This window comes from Acuticoccus kandeliae (assembly GCF_003073115.1).
The window spans coordinates 1-330 of record NZ_QBBV01000129.1; the positions used below are offsets into that span (position 1 = coordinate 1).

The 330-nt window shown below is 65.8% G+C and carries 1 protein-coding gene; it reads left to right on the forward strand.

The window, feature by feature from the left end; translation table 11 throughout:
• Positions 1-317 (forward strand): acetate uptake transporter family protein (locus tag DBV35_RS29610; protein ID WP_205648956.1); only part of this gene is annotated, 317 nt, incomplete at its 5' end.
• Between the last annotated feature and the right edge of the window lie 13 nt (positions 318-330).

Here is a 330-nt window from a genome sequence, read left to right on the forward strand (position 1 = left end):
CCGGACAGGCCCTGTCCACCGAGCAGGTCGGGTCGATCCAGTCGACCTATCTGCTCTCGTTCACCCTGGTGTTCGTCCTGCTGACGCTGGCGACGCTGCGCCTGCCGCTGATGTTCACGATCGGCTTCGTGCTCGTCGACATCACCTTCGTGCTGGCCTACATCGGTGTGACCGCAGGCAACGCGGGCCTGTTCCCGATCGCCGGGATCACGACGTTCGCGTTCTGCGTCGTGTTCGCCTACATCCTGTTCGACGCGTTCGGCCAGACACTGGGCGGACGCGCGATGTCGATGGGCGGGCCGCTCGTCAAGTCCTGACCCCGTCGCGACC